A 15,109-nucleotide genomic window follows, 5' to 3' on the forward strand; every position below is an offset into this window, starting at 1 on the left:
AGCTCGCCCGGAGATCCGACGGGGCACGATGGAGGGGAGGAGGCGACGCCATGACCCCTAGCTCCGCCGATCACCCAGCGCACGCCCAGATGTCCGTCGAGGACTTCGAGCAGATCGCCCGCGCGGCCCCCGAGACCGTGACGCTTGAGCTCATCAACGGAAAGCTAGAGGTCAAGCCCGTGCCTGACGGGGATCACGACGAGATCATCATGTGGGTCGCGATGCAGTGCATGCAGCAGCAGCCGGAACTGCGGCTGTACCGCGAACGCGGACTGCGGATCGGCGGATACCGCAACGGCCGCGCCCGCCCGGACGGCACCCTGGCCCGCGCGGGACGCTTCGCGGGTGACGGCGAGTGGTCGAACCCGGACCGCATCCTCATGACCGTCGAAGTCACGTCGCACGACCACGACACGGACCATCGTGATCGCACGGAGAAGCGTGACGGGTACGCCGCGGCAGGCATCCCGGTGTACCTCCTGATCGACCGCGACCACGATGCCCTCGTCGTGTACAGCGAGCCGGAGAACGGCCGGTACCGGCAGCGGACGACGTACGAGTACGGCAAGGCCGCCGCCCTCCCTCACCCCGTCGACATCACCCTGGACACCGAGGAACTCAAGGACTACGCCCGCTGACCCGCTGCCCTCGGTCCTGACGCGGTCAGAAGCCGCCCGTGAAGACGAAGAGGAACGAGAGCGGGTAGAGCACGCCCGCAGCTCCCAGGACGAGGCCCGCGAGGCACTGGGGTCGGCTGTACCCGCTGATCAGGCCCAGCACGCCGAAGGTGACCGCCAGGCTCCCGGCCAGGATGGCGAAGATGCCGAGGAAGAACGCGGCGACCAGCGCGACGACGCCGAGGCCTAGCGAGACGGGCCCGTAAAGCGTCGCGGGTGTCGCGGGCGTCGCAGGGGTTTCGGGGCTTTCGACGGTGCCGGTTCCGGTTCCCATGTCCCCCATCATGGCATTCGCCGCCGAACCGTCATCGCGCGGCATCCGCTGCCAGTTGCGTCGTCGCCAGCTCGCGGTACAGGTCGTCCCCGGCGATCAACTCCTCGTGCGTACCCGCCGTACGGACCCGGCCCCCCTCCAGGACCACGATCCGGTCGGCATGACGGACCGTGGACAGGCGGTGCGCGATGACCAACACCGTGGTCTGCTCGGCCATTTCGAGGATGACATCGCGCAGCGCCTGCTCGTTGACCGCGTCCAGTTGCGAGGTCACCTCGTCGAGGAGGAGCAGGCGGGGGCGGCGCAGCAGGGCGCGGGCGATGGCGATCCGCTGGCGTTCGCCGCCGGAGAGCGTGACGCCCCGGTGGCCGACCGCCGTGTCCAGCCCGTCCGGCAGCCGGTCGACCAGGGTGTCCAGGCGGGTACGGGCCACCGCCGCCGTCAGCGCCTTCTCCTCCGCCTCCGGGGCGGCGAAGAGGAGGTTCTCGCGGAGGGTCCCGGCCAGGACCGGGGCGTCCTGTTCCACGTACGCGAGCGAGGCGCGCAGCTCGGCCAGCGGCCAGTCGCGGATGTCCCGGCCGTCCACGGTGATGACGCCGGTGTCGTGGTCGTAGAACCGTTCCAGCAGGCTGAACACCGTCGACTTGCCCGCCCCGGACGGGCCCACCAGCGCGACGAGTCCACCGGCCGGAACGTCGAACGTCACCCCCTTGTGGGCGGGGGCGCGCTCGTCCCCGTACCCGAAGGTCACGTCCTGGAAAGCGACCCCGAGCGGGGTGCCCTCCCCCCGTACGGACCCGGGGCCGGGGGCGGGTCCGGTGGAGGTCTCACCTGGCAGCGACTCCACCTCGTCGATCCTGCGCACCGCCGCGAGGCCGCTCTGCAAGCCCGTCCAGCCCTCGACCAGGCCGCCGATCGGGCCCATCAGGTAGAAGAGGTAGAGCAGGAACGCGATCAGGGAGGAGATCTCCAGCGAGCCCGACGCCACCCGCGCTCCGCCGACGCCCAGCACGGCCAGGAAGGCCAGTTGGATCGACATCATCATCGTGACGTCGGAGACCGAGGACCACTTCGCCACCGAGACGCCCCGGTCGTGCGCGTGCCGGGCCGCCGCCGCGACCGCCGTCGTCTCCCGCTCCTCGGCACCGCTCGCCTTGACCGTACGGAACGCCTGAAGCACGCGGTCCAGGGCCGCGCCCATCGCCCCGACGGACTCCTGCGCGCGGAGCTGAGCGCGCTGAATGCGCGGCATGAGCAAGGAGGTTACGGCTCCGATGCCGATGATGACGACCAGCGTCACGCCCAGCAGCGTCACGTCCATGTACGCCATGAACGCGATCGTTCCCAGCAGCATCAGCACACTGTTGAACGACTCGACCAGGCCGCTGGACAGGACCGTCCGAAGGAGGGTGGTGTCGCTGGTCACCCGGGACTGGAGGTCGCCGGGGGTGAGGCGGTCCACCGCCGGTACCTGCAACCGCATGATGCGGCCCACGAGTTGGTCGCGGGCGCGGAGGACCACGCCTTCTCCCGTGCGGGCCATGAGGTAGCGCCCGTACGCGGAGAGGCAGGCCCCGGCGAGTACGAGGGCGGTCAGCGCGACGAGCGGGGCCACGGGCGAGCGGTCGGCGGCGAACGCGTCGACGGCGTACTTCGCCATCAGCGGCATCGCCAGGCCGGCCGCGGAGCCGGTGAGCGAGAGGACGCCCGCGCGGATCAGCACGCCCCGGTGGGGGCGGACCCGGGCGAGGAGGAGGCGGAGGGGGGACGGGCCTGGCCGTGTCGGCTCGCCGACGGGCCCCGGCCCCGCAGCCGGTATCCCCGCGGCCTCAGGCCCTCTGCCCGCTTCCGCTTCCGAATCCGAATCCGCTTCCGGATCCGTCGTCCCCGTCGTCCCCGTCGTCTCCGACACCGCGCTCATTCCGTGCCCCTCCGCCTGCCGCGACCGCCGCCGCCGTCGCCGTCACCACCATCAAGGGACGCAGATCCGCCGGTTCCGCCTGCTCCCCGACCGTACGGCCCTCCGCCTGAAGCCAAGCATGCGGGGAGAACGGCGGCGCCGAGCGCACGCCCGCGCACCAGTCGGGCCAGACGCCGGACATCCGGCAGGCCAGGGCGACGGCGACCGAGCGGGGCAGGCAGCCGTAACGGCTCGCGCAGCGGCGGCTGGTGGCGACGACCGCCTCCAGCACCTCCAGCGTCTCCGCGTACGAGGCCGGGCGCGCGCCCCGGGCGCACCCGGCCAGCACCCGGCGCAGCCGTCCGGGCTTCAGGCGGGCCAGGACGAACGCGGCGGCGATGGCCGTGCGCAGCCGCACCCCGCCCGCTCCCGCGCCCCGGCGCGGCATCGTCATCTCGGTGGTCATGGGCGCAGGATCTTCGCGTCGACGAGCTGCCGGGTCAGTTCCGCGACGTCCGACTCCGCCTCGGCACGCTCGACGTCGAACGCGGCGAGGATCCGCTCCACGGCGATGTCGGGGGTGTGTCCGGCGGCGAGGGTGTCGACGATGATGACGCTGGTGTCGTTCAACTGCCAGTAGCTGCCGTCCTTTTCGTCGAGGAGGACGCCGCCGTACTCGGTGGTCGTGACGGCGATGCCTTTTCTGAGCTTCACAGGGTTGCCTCGCTGGTCGTGGAGGTGCGGTGGGGTGACGACGATGTCGGTGTCGGCGTCGGCCAGGCGTTCTCGGCGGTGCGGAGCCAGGTCTCGCCGGCCACGGTAGAGCTGATGGAGTGCTCGACCAGGACCGGTGAGAAGGGTTCGGCGGCCAGCCGGAGAAGGTGGCGGGAGTCGACCAGGCCGCGTTCGGCGAGCCGGGATCCGGTCCACAAGTCGGCCAGCTCCGGGGCGTGTCGGCGCAGGCCCTGGTGTTCGTCGGAGGACATGTGGTCCTTCGTCGTGCGGGCCAACAGCGCGTCCGGGACCACACCGCGCATCGCCTCGACGAGCAACGGCTTGTAGCGCCACGGGCTGATGCGCTCCGCCAGGCGTACGGCGAGGGTCGCCTCCAGGACCCGGTCGTCGTAGAAGGGCGCGGCGACCGGCAGCCCGATCGTCATGCCGATGTCCTCCATCGCCTGGAAGTGCCGGGCCCCCATCCGTACGGCGTCGATGTCGACGTGCCGTCCGCGCCACGGGTCGATCGGATCGGCGTGCTCGGCGGCGGCCGCCCGGAACTCCTCGGTGATCAGGGCGTTCGCGTGGTCGGTGAACCACGGGCGCAGCGACTGCCGTACGCCCCAGGAGAGCAGCGGGGTACGGGTGACCGGCTGGGGTTCGGCGGTGACCGCGCCGGCGAGCCAGCGGGAGAACGTGGAGCGGTTCAGCAGGGCCTTCAGCGTGGGCAGGAGCGGCCAGCCGAGCTGGTGGCGCAGGCCGGAGAGGTGGTTCCAGGCGGTGAGCGGGTTGCCGTGGAAGAGGTCCTGGTAGGCGTGGGGCAGGCCGAGGAAGAGTTCGTCGCCGCCGTAGCCGGTGAGGTGGTAGCGCGAGCCGGTGGCGTGGGCGCGGCTCAGGAGCAGGTGCGCGCGGGCCCGGCCGGGGGCGACGGGGAGCGGTTCGTCGTTCAACTCGGCGGCGGTGGCGGCGAGATCGGCGTAGAAGTAGGGGGCGTCGTCGGCGGGGATGATGTGGTGGTCCAGGCCTGTGGAGCCGCCGCCCTTCCGTCCCGCATCGCGCGTACGAGCCACGTCGCTGTCCCGCTTCCCACCAGCGCCTCGCGCCGCCGCGCCGCCGCGCGCCCCCTCACCACCACGTGCCGCCTCCACCGCTCTTCGTGCCCAGGTCTCGTCCTCGCTGTAGCGGTCGCGGGCGGCGACGGTGAGCAGGGAGAGTTCGGCGGGGCCGGTCTCGCGGGCGGCGAAGGTGAGGGCCGTGGAGTCCATGCCGCCGGACAGCTCGCAGCTGATCCGGTCCAGGCCGCCGACGTGGGCCCGTACGGAGGCGGCGACGGCGTCACCGAGTGCCCGGGCCCCTTCGGCCAGGGAGAGTTCGGCGGGCGGCGGCTCCCACCAGCGGTGCTCCATGGGGCCGGGGACGGCGGCCGTGCCCGGTGCTGCGACGGGCAGGGCCAGGCCGTACCCGGCGCCGGTCTCGTGCACGCCGCGCCACACGACGCGGCGGCTCAGGGGGTGCGGCAGGAAGTCGAGCATGCGCAGCGCCAGCGCGCCGTCGTCCAGGGGTGCGCCGATCAGGCGGGCGAGGACGGCGGGGCGGTCGGATGCGATGGTTCCGGCCTCCGGGTGCCGGGCGTGGTAGATCCGGCGCAGCCCGGAGGCGGTGCCCCGGATCCAGGTCTCGCCGGAGAGCCGGGCGATCACATGGTGGAGGCCGGGCAGCCGGGCGAGGCGGCGTTCCAGGCCGGCCCGGTCACGGGCCCCCTCCAGGAGGCCGGAGAGCACGGCCTCGGGCACCCGGTCCGGGCCGATGAGCACGAGGGCGTCGTCGCCCCGGCGGAGGTGGCTCACCTCGCGGACCAGCGGGCGGGCGAGGACCCAGGGCCGCCCGGACGCGTGGGCGACCACCGGCGTCCCGCCCGCCGCCGGAGGAAGTTGCCCGGCCACCGCCGCTCCCGCCGCGCTGTCCGGCAGGACGACGAAGTAGTCACGCAGTTGGCCGGGCATGTTCACCTTCCGGAAGTTCTCATACGACGCACAGAAAGCCGGGGGCCGGATCAGATGATGCGGCGGACCCAGTACTCCTTGTACGAGCCGTAGAAATAACCGGCGGTCTTCTTCGAAAAGTCGCCCTGCTTGAAGAGCGACGGCTTCACGTAAGCCTTCTTCTGCTGCTTCATGACACCTTCCCATCTGTGCGGTTGACGACCGTTATGCCCAACTGGCGGCTGCATAACTGAAGTTATTCGTGCGACTGGTGTTCACCACGTGAACACCAGAGCCATCATGTCCCGCTGCCGATCCGGTACGCATGATTCCGACTTACCGTGCGAAGTTGGCTGGATAGCGCGAGGGTCCGGGCCCGGGACCCGGGCCACTCCAGGGCTCCTCACCGCGCTCAGGCACTCCGAACCCGCACCATGTGCAGTCGCACACCCACCCGCCAGGACAGCGAAGTGGACTGGACCAATGGCTGTACGCGGCGGCCGGACCGGGCAGTGAGCTGCCAAGAGAGCCGGCCGCATCCGGCGGAATGAAGGAACCACGGCAGGCGAGGGCCCGGCAGCCCGCACACCCGCCCTACCTCACGGGTCGCCGACGCGCCACCGGCATCGTCGAAACCGGGAAAACGCGCGGTGCAGCACGGCACCGGGCGCTACAAGTACGCATTCGGCCACACGCCTACCGCCGACGCAGCCGGTAGCCGCCCCAGGCCGCCGTGCCCGCGCCCAGCAGCAGCGGGATCATGCCGTAGCCGACGACCGTCGAGGAGTGGGCGTACCACCGTCCGCCGTCGAACACCTGGGTCGCGGTGACGTTTTCGGGGTCGGTGCGGCCGTCGTGGTCGGCGAAGAGGATCCTGGTGCGCCTGATCTCCGCCGACCGGGGCACGCCGTCCACGTGGGCGCGCAGCGCCTCCCGGGCCACTCGTTCGCGCTCCGCCTTGTTGGCGCGCTGCTGGGCCGGGGTCTCGCCGAAGCAGTGCCAGACGGTCTGCCCCTTCTTCGTACGCGTGTCGTGGCAGTCGATCCGGCCGAAGGTCTCGACCCGCATGCCGAGGGCGCCTGAGAGCCCTGTCCCGGTCACCACGACGAACAGCCCCAGCGCGAACAGCACGGCCCCGCCCAGAACGAACGAGGCCCCCTTCCAGTCCTTCGTCATACCGTCCCCGTCCCCCGTTCACGTACGACCGGCCCGACCGGCCGCGTACCCCATTCCCGTACCCCGTTCCCGTACGACCGGTCCCCGGCGCATTCTTCCAGTGCGGCCGGGAACGCCACAGGGGCGGCACCTCCGTGAAGGAGATACCGCCCCTGTGGGACGTACTGCGAACGTACGGGGACGTACGCGGAGCTTCGGATCAGACGGGGAGGCCGGGGCCTCCGTGGCTGATCAGAAGTCCATGTCACCGCCCGGCATGCCGCCCGGAGCGGCCGCGCCGGCCTTCTCGGGCTTGTCGGCGATGACGGCCTCGGTGGTGAGGAAGAGCGCGGCGATGGAGGCGGCGTTCTGCAGAGCGGAGCGCGTGACCTTCGCCGGGTCGAGAATGCCCTCGGCGATCATGTCGACGTACTCGCCGGTCGCGGCGTTGAGGCCGTGACCGATCGGCAGGTTGCGGACCTTCTCCACGACGACGCCACCCTCGAGACCACCGTTGACGGCGATCTGCTTGAGCGGGGCCTCCAGCGCGAGCTTCACGGCGTTGGCGCCGGTCGCCTCGTCGCCCGTGAGGTCGAGCTTCTCGAAGACGGCCGAGGCCTGGAGCAGAGCCACGCCACCACCGGCGACGATGCCCTCCTCGACGGCGGCCTTGGCGTTGCGCACCGCGTCCTCGATGCGGTGCTTGCGCTCCTTGAGCTCCACCTCGGTGGCGGCGCCAGCCTTGATGACGGCCACGCCGCCGGCCAGCTTCGCCAGACGCTCCTGGAGCTTCTCGCGGTCGTAGTCCGAGTCGGAGTTCTCGATCTCGGCACGGATCTGGTTGACGCGACCCTGAACCTGGTCGCTGTCACCGGCGCCGTCGACGATCGTCGTCTCGTCCTTGGTGATGACGACCTTGCGGGCACGGCCGAGCAGGTCCAGGCCGGCGTTCTCCAGCTTGAGACCGACCTCCTCGGAGATCACGGTGCCACCGGTGAGGATGGCGATGTCCGCGAGCATGGCCTTGCGGCGGTCGCCGAAGCCCGGAGCCTTGACGGCGACGGACTTGAACGTGCCCTTGATCTTGTTGACGACCAGGGTGGAGAGCGCCTCGCCCTCGACGTCCTCGGCGATGATCAGCAGGGGCTTGCCCGACTGCATGACCTTCTCCAGCAGCGGGATCAGGTCCTTGACGCTGCCGATCTTCGAGTTGACGATCAGGATGTACGGGTCGTCGAGCGACGCCTCCATACGCTCCATGTCGGTCGCGAAGTACGCCGAGATGTAGCCCTTGTCGAAGCGCATACCCTCGGTGAGCTCAAGCTCCAGACCGAAGGTCTGGGACTCCTCGACGGTGATGACGCCTTCCTTGCCGACCTTGTCCATCGCCTCGGCGATCTTGGCGCCGATCTCGGTGTCGGCGGCGGAGATGGAGGCGGTCGAAGCGATCTGCTCCTTGGTCTCCACGTCCTTGGCCTGCTCCAGCAGAGCGGCGGAGACGGCCTCGACGGCCTTCTCGATGCCCCGCTTGAGGGCCATCGGGTTGGCGCCTGCGGCGACGTTGCGCAGACCCTCGCGGACGAGAGCCTGAGCCAGAACGGTGGCGGTGGTCGTACCGTCGCCGGCGACGTCGTCCGTCTTCTTGGCGACCTCCTTGACCAGCTCCGCACCGATCTTCTCGTACGGGTCCTCGAGCTCGATCTCCTTGGCGATGGAAACACCATCGTTGGTGATCGTGGGCGCGCCCCACTTCTTCTCGAGGACGACGTTACGGCCCTTGGGGCCGAGGGTGACCTTGACGGCGTCGGCGAGCTGGTTCATCCCGCGCTCGAGACCGCGCCGTGCCTCCTCGTCGAACGCGATGATCTTGGCCATGTGAAGTGGTCCTCCCGGACAGGGGTGGATTTCTCCGGACCGAGAGGCGCCCGCGACGGACGGCCTGCCTGCGTGGTGGTTCCTTGCCCCACCGCGCCTGCGGGCCTCACCGGCCCGGTCCAAGTTTCTGTCACTCTCACCTGGAGAGTGCTAATGCCAATGATTAGCACTCGACCCCTGCGAGTGCAAGCGTCCCTCGTCGGATGTGGACAGCGGCGGCCATCGGATGTGGACGGCGGCGCGCCCCGGATACGGGTCGGCGGCGCGCCCCCCGGGCCGGGCCACCGGCCACCGGACCGGGCCACCGGACGCGCGTAGGGCCCGAACCCCTGATCCGGGGTTCGGGCCCTACGTGCGTGAGTGGTGTCGTCGGACGACCGCGCCGAGCTCAGCCGACGGCGAGCTTGACCATGTCGGCCTGGGGCCCCTTCTGGCCCTGCGAGATCTCGAATTCAACTCGCTGACCCTCTTCGAGGGTGCGGTACCCGTCCATCTGGATCGCGCTGTAGTGGACGAAAACATCCGCACCACCGTCGACCGCGATGAAGCCGTACCCCTTCTCCGCGTTGAACCACTTGACGGTGCCCTGAGCCATGCCTAACTCCCCTATTACTGGCCCTTGCACGGGACCGCACTTCGCGGACCCGGGTCGGAACTCACCCTCCGACAGGAGAGGGTGTGCGGCGCCGCAGCGCGTCGACCGCGGCCGAATGTATCCGCCCAACTGCCCTCTGCAACAGGTCAGTCGGACGAGAATTCTGGGCGCGGGAGAACACGCGAATATGCGGGTTTGCTGAGATTTACGGGCAAGTCGGGCCAGGCAAAGGGCACTTATGCCGCAAGAGGTTCACGCACTTTGGCTGCTTCTTATCGGGGCCGGGCGCATTCTCATATGCGGGCGGCACGGGCAGCGGATGGGGCTTCCCCAACTGTACCGTGCTCAACCATGCAGAATTGCCCCCTCCGCTTCTCTCGCGGAGGGGGCAACTGTGGTCACACAGAGGTGCGGTGGAGGCCGCCGTGGAGCGGCCCCGGGCGGTTCAGCAGCCGCCGGCGACCGCGGGGATGATCGAGACGCCCGCGCCGTCCGGCGTGGCCGCGTCCAGGCCGCCCTCGAAGCGCACGTCGTCGTCGTTGACGTACACGTTCACGAAGCGGCGCAGCTTGCCCTGGTCGTCCAGGACGCGGGCGGCGATGCCCGGGTGGTCCTTCTCCAGGGACTCGATGACCTCGGAGAGCTTCGCGCCCTCCGCCGGGACCTCGGCCTGGCCGCCCGTGTACGTGCGGAGGATGGTGGGGATGCGGACCTTGACGCTCATGGTGGGTGCCCTTCTCTTCCTGCTGTCGGGGGTGGTCAGGCGGAGGCGAGGCCCGCGGCGCGGAACGCGTCCAGGCTCGGCTTGATGGTCGCCGTGGCCTGCGAGGTCGCGGAGACCGCGTCGAGCGTCTTGAGCCCGTCGCCGGTGTTCAGGACGACCGTGGTGAGCGTCGGGTCGATGACGCCGGCCTCGATCAGCTTCTTCGTCACACCGAGCGTCACCCCGCCCGCCGTCTCGCCGAAGATGCCCTCGGTGCGCGCCAGCAGCTTGATCGCGTCGACGACCTGCTCGTCGTTCACGTCCTCCACCGCGCCGCCGGTGCGGCGGGCGATGTCCAGGACGTACGGGCCGTCGGCCGGGTTGCCGATGGCCAGCGACTTGGCGATGGTGTTCGGCTTCTGGGGCCGTACGACGTCGTGGCCGGCCTTGAAGGCGGCGGAGACCGGGGAGCAGCCCTCGGCCTGGGCGCCGAAGATCTTGTAGGGCTTGTCCTCGACGAGGCCGAGCTTGATCAGCTCCTGGAGCCCCTTGTCGATCTTCGTGAGCTGGGAGCCGGACGCGATCGGGATGACGATCTGGTCGGGCAGCCGCCAGCCGAGCTGCTCGCAGATCTCGTACGCCAGCGTCTTGGAGCCCTCGCCGTAGTACGGGCGGAGGTTGACGTTGACGAAGCCCCAGCCCTCGCCGAGCGGGTCGCCGATGAGCTCGGAGCAGAAGCGGTTGACGTCGTCGTAATTGCCCTCGATGCCGACCAGTTCACCGCCGTACACCGCGGCCATGACGACCTTGCCCTGCTCCAGGTCGTGCGGGATGAACACGCAGGAGCGCAGTCCGGCCCGGGCGGCGGCGGCGCCGACGGCTCCGGCCAGGTTGCCCGTGGAGGAGCAGGAGAGGGTGGTGAAGCCGAAGGCGCGGGCGGCCTCGACGGCGATCGCGACGACGCGGTCCTTGAAGGAGTGCGTCGGGTTGCCGGAGTCGTCCTTCACGTACAGGCCGCCGGTGACGCCCAGCTCACGGGCGAGGTTGTCGGCCTTGACCAGCTTGGTGAAGCCGGGGTTGATGTTGGGCTTCTCCGCGACGTCGGAGGGCACCGGCAGCAGCGGTGCGTAACGCCAGATGTTGTTCGGACCGGCCTCGATGCGCTTCCGCAGCTCCTCCGGGGAGCCGGTGGGCAGGTCGTAGGCCACTTCCAGCGGTCCGAAACAGGACGCACAGGCGAAAAGGGGGCCGAGCTCGAAACGCTCGCCGCACTCGCGGCAGGAAAGCGCCGCGGCGGGACCGAGGTCCACGGGGGCGGTGGTGGCATTACCTGCAACGGTCTGAACAGCCATGATGGCGGAGGCCCTTTCTCCTCATCTTCCTTGCGACGCATTTCGCCACAAGACGGAATTGGCACCTTCCCCACCGTGACCTCGCGGTCGGCAGGAGGGTTGCCGGGACTTCAACGGGCCGTTCCCTCAGTCCCTCTGGATGAGCTCTATGGCGCTGGATCTTCGATCCAGGCGTTTATGTGCGGTCCGACCCCGACATGCGACGGCCATACGCGTTGTTCAAGACTGTAACCGAAGCATCGGACCGTTGAGATAGTCGTCCGAACCGCGAGATGGATCACACACAGGGAGTGCCGACCGTGCTCGAAGAGGTGGAACGCTGGCTGACCAGGCGTTCCTGGTCGTCCGGCGACCGCCCGCTGAACCGGCTCACCGACGCCCGGGACGCCGATCCGCACCGTACGTCGGTGAGCGTCGTGCTGCCCGCGCTGAACGAGGAGGCCACGGTCGGCGCGATCGTGGCGACGATCCGCCGGGAGCTGATGGAGAAGGTCCGGCTGGTCGACGAGCTCGTGGTGATCGACTCCGGCTCCACCGACGCCACCGCCGCCGTGGCCCGGGCGGCGGGCGCCCGGGTGGTCCACCGGGACGCGATCCTGCCCCGGATCCCGGCCCTGCCCGGCAAGGGCGAGGTGCTGTGGCGGTCGCTCCTGGTGACCGGCGGCGAGATCGTCTGCTTCGTGGACGCCGACCTCAAGGACTTCTCGGCGGACTTCGTCTCGGGCACGGTCGGACCGCTGCTCACCGATCCGGCCGTCCAGTTCGTCAAGGCGATGTATGACCGACCGCTCGGCGACAGCGCAGGTCAGGGTGGTCGGGTCACCGAACTGGTGGCACGCCCGCTGCTCAATCTGCACTGGCCGCAGCTGGCCGGATTCGTGCAGCCGCTGGGCGGCGAGTACGCGGTACGGCGGTCCCTGCTGGAGCGGCTGCCGTTCCCGGTCGGTTACGGAGTGGAGCTGGGCCTGCTGGTCGACGCGCTGCACACGGTGGGCCTGGACGCGCTGGGCCAGGTCGACGTCGGCGTCCGCAAACACCGCCACCAGGACGGGCAGGCGCTGGGCCGGATGGCGGCGGCGATCTACCGCACGGCGCAGCTGCGGCTCTCCCGGGGCCATCTGGTGCGGCCCGCGCTGACCCAGTTCGAGCGCGGCGAGGAGGGCTTCGTGCCCCGTACCCATGCGGTCGACACGGAGGAGCGGCCGCCGATGCGGGAGATCGCGGAGTACGCGGAGCGCCACGCGGCGTGAGGGGCGCGGATACGGGGTCGCGGATACGGGGTCGCGGAGGCCGCATGGAGCGCTGAGGCGTTTGGCGGCTTCCCTGACGGGCTAGGTTCCGCTACATGGTCTCCGAGCACGCCGAACCCACGTCCGCAGCCGCCGCCACCGCCCAGGTCCTCGTCGCGTCCAACCGCGGCCCGGTCTCGTACACGCTCGGCGAGGACGGGACGCTCGACGCCAAGCGCGGCGGGGGCGGTCTCGTCTCCGGGCTGAACACCGTCGACGACAAGCTGTGGGTCTGCGCGGCCCTCGGCGACGGCGACCGCGAGGCGGTGCGGCGCGGGGTCGGCGAGGAGGGCGTGCGGATGCTCGACATCGACGCCGGCATCCACGCCGACGCGTACAACGGCATCGCCAACTCGGTGCTGTGGTTCGTCCACCACCTGCTCTACCAGACGCCCGTCGAGCCGGTCTTCGACGCCGAGTTCCGCCGCCTGTGGGCCTCGTACGAGACGTACAACCGGGCCTTCGCCGAGGCGCTGGCCGAGGAGGCGGGCCCCGGGGCGGCGGTCCTCGTGCAGGACTACCACCTGTCCCTGGTGCCCGGCATGCTCCGCGAGCTGCGCCCGGACCTCAGGATCGGCCACTTCTGCCACACCCCGTGGGCACCCGTCGACTACTTCCGGCTGCTGCCCGACGACATCGCCGAGCAGTTGCTGCGCGGCATCCTCGGCGCGGACCGGGCCGCGTTCCACACCCGCCGCTGGGCGGACGCGTTCATCGGCTGCTGTACGGAGATCCTGGGCGGAACCGGCCGGACCAGGGTCGGGGTGCACGGCCTCGGGGCCGACGCGGACTTCCTGCGCCGGCGCTCGCACGAGGCGGACGTGGACGAGCGGATGGCGGCGCTGCGGGAGCAGGTGGGCGAGGACAGGAAGACCATCGTCCGGGTGGACCGGACCGAGCTGTCCAAGAACATCGTGCGCGGCCTGCACGCGTACCGGACCCTGCTGGACGCCCACCCGGAATGGCGCGAGCGCGTCGTGCACATCGCCTTCGCCTACCCCTCCCGCCAGGACCTCGCCGTCTACCGGGACTACACGGCGGCGGTGCAGACTCTGGCCACGGAGATCAACGCGTCGTACGGCACGGAGAGTTGGACCCCGGTCGTCCTCCACGTCAAGGACGACTTCGCCCGCTCGCTGGCCGCGTACCGGCTGGCGGACGTGGCGCTGGTCAACCCGATCCGCGACGGTATGAACCTGGTCGCCAAGGAGATCCCCGTCGTCTCCGACCACGGCTGCGCGCTGGTGCTGTCGCGGGAGGCCGGGGCGTACGAGGAGCTGGGCGAGGACGCGATCGTGGTGAACCCGTACGACGTGACGGGCACGGCGGAGGCCCTGCACGAGGCGCTGACGATGAGCGGCGACGAGCGGTCCGGCCGGACGAAGCGACTGGCCGAGGCGGCGACCGCGCTGCCGCCGCAGCAGTGGTTCCTGGACCAGCTGGAGGCGCTGCGACAGGTGTGAGCCGGCCCCTGAACCGGCTCGGGTCGGGTCCGCCGCTGCGGCAGGTATGAGCTGATCCCCTGACCCGGCTCGGGTCCGCCGCTGCGGCTGGTGCGAGCCGAGGCCCCCGGCCCCGCTCAGATCCGCCGCGCGGCAGGTGCCAGCCGGAGTCCGCCGGCCCGGCTCGGATCCGCCGCTGCGGCAGGTATGAGCTGATCCCCTGACCCGGCTCGGGTCCGCCGCTGCGGCTGGTGCGAGCCGAGGCCCCCGGCCCCGCCTCAGATCCGCTCGGCCAGGGCCGCCAGGAACGCGACGACGGCGGCCGGGCCGGGCACCGACAGGTCCGCGCGCTCGGCCAGTTCGGGCACCTCGGCGCTGCCGCTGCACACCAGGAGGCCCGGGATGCCGTCCGGGCCCTCGCTCCGCAGCTTCTCCACCGCGGCGAACGCGGCCAGGTCCCCGAGGTCGTCGCCCGCGTAGATCACGGACTCGGCGTCCCGCTCCGCGACGAACGTGGCGAGCGCGACGCCCTTGTCCATGCCGGGCGGGCGCAACTCCAGGACCAGGCGGCCCGGTTCGACGATCAGCCCGTGCTTCGCGGCCAGCTCGCCGAGGGGTCCGCGCAGCGTCTCGAAGGCCGCCTGCGGGTCCTCGGCGCGCCGGGTGTGCACCGCGACGGCCTGGCCCTTCTCCTCGATCCAGGTGCCGTTCCATGCCCCGAACTCGTGCAGTACGCCCGGAAGTTCGGCGCGCACGGCGGTGACGCCCGGGTGCGGTGCGGGGGCGTGGACGGTGCCGGTGACGGCGTCCCAGCGCTCGGCGCCGTAGTGCCCGAGCACCACGAGGTGTTCCAGACCGGGGACGCCCGCGAAGCCTCCGTAGCGCACCGCGACGCCCGCCGGGCGGCCGGTGATCACGGCGACGGCGGCGACCTTCGGCGCGAGCGCGGCGAGCGCGGCCACGGTGCCGGGGTGGGCGCGGGCCTGCTCGGGGTCCGGGACGATGTCGGCGAGCGTGCCGTCGAAATCGAGGGCGACGACCGCACGGTCGGGCCGGGCGAGAACGGCTTCGAGCCCCTCGCGGCCGGCCGGGGTGGTCGGGTTCGGCAGGTGGTCCGGGTGACTGCCCATGGGGCGAGCCTAAGCCCT

The 15,109-nt window shown here is 70.9% G+C and carries 15 protein-coding genes and 1 riboswitch; of the genes, 3 read left to right on the forward strand and 12 right to left on the reverse strand.

The annotated features are described in order from the left end of the window. The first annotated feature begins 50 nt into the window (after positions 1–50). Positions 51–638 carry a Uma2 family endonuclease gene (locus G3I54_RS28260; protein ID WP_164618440.1) on the forward strand — a complete coding sequence of 196 codons (588 nt, stop codon included), beginning with the start codon at positions 51–53 and terminating at the stop codon, positions 636–638. Between the two features lie 25 nt (positions 639–663). On the opposite strand, the gene G3I54_RS28265 is transcribed toward G3I54_RS28260, so the two are convergent. The 11 genes from G3I54_RS28265 to thrC form a co-directional block, all read right to left on the reverse strand. Then, positions 664–951: a hypothetical protein gene (locus G3I54_RS28265; protein WP_164618442.1), complete on the reverse strand. Its 288-nt coding sequence runs from the start codon at positions 949–951 to the stop codon at positions 664–666. Positions 952–982: 31 nt separating this feature from the next. Beyond that, the gene (locus G3I54_RS28270; RefSeq protein ID WP_239144613.1) at positions 983–2,872 is read right to left on the reverse strand and encodes an ABC transporter ATP-binding protein; all 1,890 of its coding nucleotides are present in this window, start codon (positions 2,870–2,872) and stop codon (positions 983–985) included. Continuing rightward, a complete protein-coding gene (locus G3I54_RS28275) occupies positions 2,781–3,317 on the reverse strand; it encodes a lasso peptide biosynthesis B2 protein (protein ID WP_164618450.1) in 537 nt (178 codons plus the stop codon). The genes G3I54_RS28270 and G3I54_RS28275 overlap by 92 nt, the downstream gene beginning before the upstream one ends. Further along, positions 3,314–3,565, reverse strand: a complete 252-nt coding sequence (locus tag G3I54_RS28280; protein ID WP_164618452.1) for a lasso peptide biosynthesis PqqD family chaperone — start codon at positions 3,563–3,565, stop codon at positions 3,314–3,316. Before G3I54_RS28280 ends, G3I54_RS28275 begins: the two co-directional genes overlap by 4 nt. Continuing rightward, positions 3,562–5,571 (reverse strand): asparagine synthase-related protein, encoded by a 2,010-nt coding sequence (locus G3I54_RS28285; RefSeq protein ID WP_164618454.1) that lies wholly within the window; start codon positions 5,569–5,571, stop codon positions 3,562–3,564. Before G3I54_RS28285 ends, G3I54_RS28280 begins: the two co-directional genes overlap by 4 nt. A 50-nt stretch (positions 5,572–5,621) precedes the next feature. Next, positions 5,622–5,744 (reverse strand): keywimysin-related RiPP, encoded by a 123-nt coding sequence (locus G3I54_RS28290; RefSeq protein ID WP_018511015.1) that lies wholly within the window; start codon positions 5,742–5,744, stop codon positions 5,622–5,624. Positions 5,745–6,246: 502 nt separating this feature from the next. Beyond that, the gene (locus G3I54_RS28295; RefSeq protein ID WP_239144614.1) at positions 6,247–6,726 is read right to left on the reverse strand and encodes a hypothetical protein; all 480 of its coding nucleotides are present in this window, start codon (positions 6,724–6,726) and stop codon (positions 6,247–6,249) included. A gap of 231 nt (positions 6,727–6,957) precedes the next feature. After that, on the reverse strand, positions 6,958–8,580 hold the full coding sequence (gene groL, locus G3I54_RS28300) for a chaperonin GroEL (protein WP_003967345.1): 1,623 nt from the start codon (positions 8,578–8,580) through the stop codon (positions 6,958–6,960). Positions 8,581–8,968: 388 nt separating this feature from the next. Beyond that, positions 8,969–9,175, reverse strand: a complete 207-nt coding sequence (locus G3I54_RS28305; RefSeq protein ID WP_003967346.1) for a cold-shock protein — start codon at positions 9,173–9,175, stop codon at positions 8,969–8,971. Between the two features lie 445 nt (positions 9,176–9,620). Then, positions 9,621–9,899, reverse strand: coding sequence for a MoaD/ThiS family protein (locus G3I54_RS28310; RefSeq protein WP_003967347.1), 279 nt, complete (start codon positions 9,897–9,899; stop codon positions 9,621–9,623). A 35-nt stretch (positions 9,900–9,934) separates the two neighbouring features. Next, positions 9,935–11,230: a threonine synthase gene (thrC, locus tag G3I54_RS28315; RefSeq protein ID WP_164618456.1), complete on the reverse strand. Its 1,296-nt coding sequence runs from the start codon at positions 11,228–11,230 to the stop codon at positions 9,935–9,937. Positions 11,231–11,248: 18 nt separating this feature from the next. Then, positions 11,249–11,376, reverse strand: a riboswitch (SAM riboswitch). Positions 11,377–11,529: 153 nt separating this feature from the next. Here thrC and G3I54_RS28320 point away from each other — a divergent pair. Together G3I54_RS28320 and G3I54_RS28325 are read left to right on the forward strand one after the other, a co-directional pair. After that, positions 11,530–12,480: a glucosyl-3-phosphoglycerate synthase gene (locus tag G3I54_RS28320; RefSeq protein ID WP_164618591.1), complete on the forward strand. Its 951-nt coding sequence runs from the start codon at positions 11,530–11,532 to the stop codon at positions 12,478–12,480. Positions 12,481–12,575: 95 nt separating this feature from the next. Further along, complete coding sequence (locus G3I54_RS28325; protein WP_164618458.1) at positions 12,576–13,982, forward strand: trehalose-6-phosphate synthase; 1,407 nt, start codon at positions 12,576–12,578, stop codon at positions 13,980–13,982. Between the two features lie 257 nt (positions 13,983–14,239). Here G3I54_RS28325 and otsB read toward each other — a convergent pair whose 3' ends face one another. Then, a complete protein-coding gene (otsB, locus tag G3I54_RS28330; protein ID WP_164618460.1) occupies positions 14,240–15,091 on the reverse strand; it encodes a trehalose-phosphatase in 852 nt (283 codons plus the stop codon). Between the last annotated feature and the right edge of the window lie 18 nt (positions 15,092–15,109).

Source organism: Streptomyces sp. SID14515 (assembly GCF_010548505.1).
GTDB lineage: Bacteria > Actinomycetota > Actinomycetes > Streptomycetales > Streptomycetaceae > Streptomyces > Streptomyces caviscabies.